Raw genomic sequence first — 3,399 nt, forward strand, 5'->3', positions numbered from 1 at the left:
CCGCATACACCGGGCGCCACATGCTGCGTGGCACGTCGCTGCCGAAGTTGGCGTTGTCGATCTCGCGACCGACCAGCGACCGCAGCTTCTGCAGCGCTTCATACGGGAGCCGGTCCGCATACACCGGGCGCCACATGCTGCGTGGCACGTCGCTGCCGAAGTTGGCRTTGTCGATCTCGCGACCGACCAGCGACCGCAGCTTCTGCAGCGCTTCATACGGGAGCCGGTTGTCGGTCATGTTGCCCAAGGTGGTCATGACGTTCTGCTCGATCTGGTCCGCCGTCGGAACCGGCTCCATCACCGTCATTCCGAGCGACTTGCGGCGGGCATTCTCCATCTCGACCGATCGCGCCTGCGCCTGCAGATAGTTGCGGTAGGCATCGGCCTGCTCTTGCATGCCGGGCTGGGTAAGCAGTGCCTGCACGCCCTGCGTGTCATCGATCAGCCCACCCTCAATGCTGCCAAGGCGCGCATTCTGGAACAGGCGCGAGGTAGATGGCGCGCCAGGGATAGCCTGATTCAGCTCCCTCAGAGCCGCCTGCACATTGGAAATATCCACGCGCGAGTCCTGYGGGATCAGCTCATCCAGAGCCTGATAGAGCGCATTGCTTTCGGCACGTGATGCTTCCTTGAACCCACCCGGCCCTGCGATTCCCTGCCGAATCGCGAGGCCTGCCATTTCAGGGTCCACGGCCTGACCACCCGGAGCCAGCGAGGATGCGATCTCATCGATGCGGTTGCCGAACTGGCCAGCTTGCCGCTGCGCGAATCGATCGATCACACCAGCAGAGCCGGGAATGCTACCCAGCAGCGTTTCGGTTGCCTGCAGGACGCGATTGCCCGTGGCCTGGCCCATGCTCGGTTGCACGCCCGCCTCAGCAAATTCGCCGAGCGTCTGCCGGACCTGTTCGGGGTCACTGCCACGCAGGGCACGGCGCGTCAGGTTTTGGGCACCGGCGGACAGCGCGCCGCTTGTCGGCAGCCTCGGGATTGCGCCTGGAGCGAGACCGCCGGCCAGGCTGGCAAGGATCTGCGCGCCAGCACCACCACCGGCCTCGCGCGTGCCGCTGGCTGCAGCAGAGCCGCCGAGGGTGCTGGCGACCTGCAGCGCAGGCTGTGCGGTGAGGAAAGCCCCTGCCCTCTCTCCCAGTGTGGGAGCGAGAGACGCCACGGGCCGGCCGGCGGTCAGCGCCGCACCACCGCCCAGCGTGAGGCCGGTACCGGTCAGAGCTTCGCCAACGTCGCCGAGCACGCGATCGCCAGCAGTCTGCGCCTTGGGCAGCCCGAGCGTGTCGCCAAGCGCTGCAGCGTTGTCGCGGAAGCTGTCCACGGGCCGGCCGGTGACCTTGGTCTCCAGCGCGCCGAGGGCGTCGCCGCCGACAGCGCCAAGCAGGCTGCCGATGCCTTGCAGCACCGAGCGCGCACCGAACGCCAGATCGCGAGGAATGCCGGCCCTCCAGCCGTCGGCCTGCCGGCCATCTGCCGTGCTGTCGACGGTGGCCTCCACCCCGGAGAAATCCGGAGGCAACGCCTGGACCGTGCCAAGCGTAGGGACGTCCTGGTACTCCGTCCAAGGCCCCACCTCCTCCGCAGGCTGCGGAACGCGCGGACTGGGCTTGGCCTGCAGCTGCTGATACTCCTCCCAGGGCAAAGGGCCAGCCATCAGATCTTCTCCCACGCATTACGATCGGCGGGGTTCCCGCCGCGGAAGCGGTAGCCATTGCGCACGGCGCCAGGTGCTGGGCCGCCAGTTGCTGGAAGGCCCGGACCGCGCGGAGCTGCCGGCGGAGGTGCATCACCCAACGTGCCAGATGCATCGGCACTCATCCCCTGCAACTCCTGCACAAAGTCCTTCAGCTGCTTCAGCGTCCGCGCATTGACCCCCGGCGCATTGGACAGCGACGGGTACTGCAGCGCAGCGATCCTCGCCTCCAAATCCGACTGCGAGCCGACGCCGGGAACCCGGGTCATGGCGAGCATCGAGTTCTGGATCGCGCCAACCGCCGCGTCCAGCTCTTGGCCGGCCTCGGTATTTCGAACCAGGTACTGATCAACCGGCCCGGTGTCCACGAACGCGCCGCCCAGGTTGCCGAGGGCTGACTCGATTCGGGCGAGACCACGATTGACGTTACCAAGCTGTGCAGTCTTGGTCGCATTGGCCTGCTGCGCCTTCATTTCCGCAGCGCTGGGAGGCTTGGCAGATCCACGCGGCGGATCACCGAGCGTTCCGCCATTACGCTGATCAGCGTACTTGGCCGCATCCAACCCCATGGCCTGCCGGGTACGCGCTGCGGTCGCATAGCTGGACGCGGCAGATGCATTGCGCTGACCGATCGACGCCTCACCAAGCGGCGTGACATTGAGGTTCTGGTTCGGCTGGGCGTAGGGGTTGAACGCAACATCGCCGGAGATCTTTGTCATCTCCAGCGGCTTCGTGGTGAGGCCAAGTGAGGCAGCGCCCGCCCCCCCAAGATCGCCGCTGGTGGCGCGATCGTAGACGGCTTGGCGCATGATCGCGTCTTGACCATCACCGAGCGTTTTCAGGCTCACTTCTGGGTTAGACAGCAACGCTGCGGTGAGAAACTCGTTCCGCGCGCCGAGATCGCCACCCAGCACTCGGCCAAGCAAATCTGGGTCATCGATGACCTGCCGCTTAGCCACGTTCTGCTCGCCGAGCACCGCCTTCGAGCGCGCCTGCCGGGCCTCCTGCAGCGCCTGCTCGACCTGGTACTGCCGGCCAAGCTGGTTGGTGTAGGTGTCCTGGGTGCTACCGAACAGCGCGCTGCCGAGCGCCTGCCCGGCCTGGTATGGATTGGCCATCAGGCAGTCCCCATGGTGAGCGGGTCGTAGGTCCCGTAGTAGTTGGCGCCGAGGCGCGGCGCAGCAGCGGCGAACCCGCCACCACCGCCGGCGGCCATTGCGCCACCCGCAGAAGTGGCCAGGCCGGCAAGCAGATCAACCTCCGGCCGGCGACGGATGCCGCGCAGGCGCAACTGGTCGATCAGCTGCTGCCCGCGGCTCTCATGTGCGGCCATGTCGATGTCGGTCGCCAGCTTGCCGTAGCCGAAGGCCTCGCCCTGGCGCTGCAGCTGCGGTGCATCGATACGCGACAGCAGCCCGGCAGTGGTCGCCGCCGCGTTGTCGGCACCGGTGCGCGCTGCGCCCGCATCGGCTTGGAAGGTGGCACTGCCGATCGGCGACTCCAGGCCCGCCACCGCCTGCTTGCGGCCTCGCTGCAGCGTCTGCATGTACTGGCCGAGCCGTTCATTGCGCGCAGCGTCTGCCGTGCTGGTTTCCAGCTGCGCGATCTCGTCATTCACCCGGCGATCGGTGTCCTGCTGCCGGCGCGACTGATTCAGCAGGCCTTGGGCCGTGGCCTCGTCCTGCTTCTTGATGACC

At 67.1% G+C, this 3,399-nt stretch carries 2 protein-coding genes and 1 pseudogene; all 3 read right to left on the minus strand.

Annotation, left to right across the window (positions count from 1 at the left end; translation table 11 throughout):
• Positions 1–1,678, minus strand: a pseudogene (locus AC1VAN_RS15800) (hypothetical protein); the annotation flags it as partial.
• The gene (locus AC1VAN_RS15805; protein WP_442251224.1) at positions 1,663–2,820 is read right to left on the minus strand and encodes a hypothetical protein; all 1,158 of its coding nucleotides are present in this window, start codon (positions 2,818–2,820) and stop codon (positions 1,663–1,665) included. The pseudogene AC1VAN_RS15800 and the gene AC1VAN_RS15805, both read right to left, overlap by 16 nt.
• Positions 2,820–3,399: hypothetical protein (locus AC1VAN_RS15810; protein ID WP_480986157.1), on the minus strand; the 580-nt coding region annotated here is incomplete at its 5' end. The genes AC1VAN_RS15810 and AC1VAN_RS15805, both read right to left, overlap by 1 nt.

The organism is Stenotrophomonas sp. 05L44_2, from assembly GCF_056665995.1.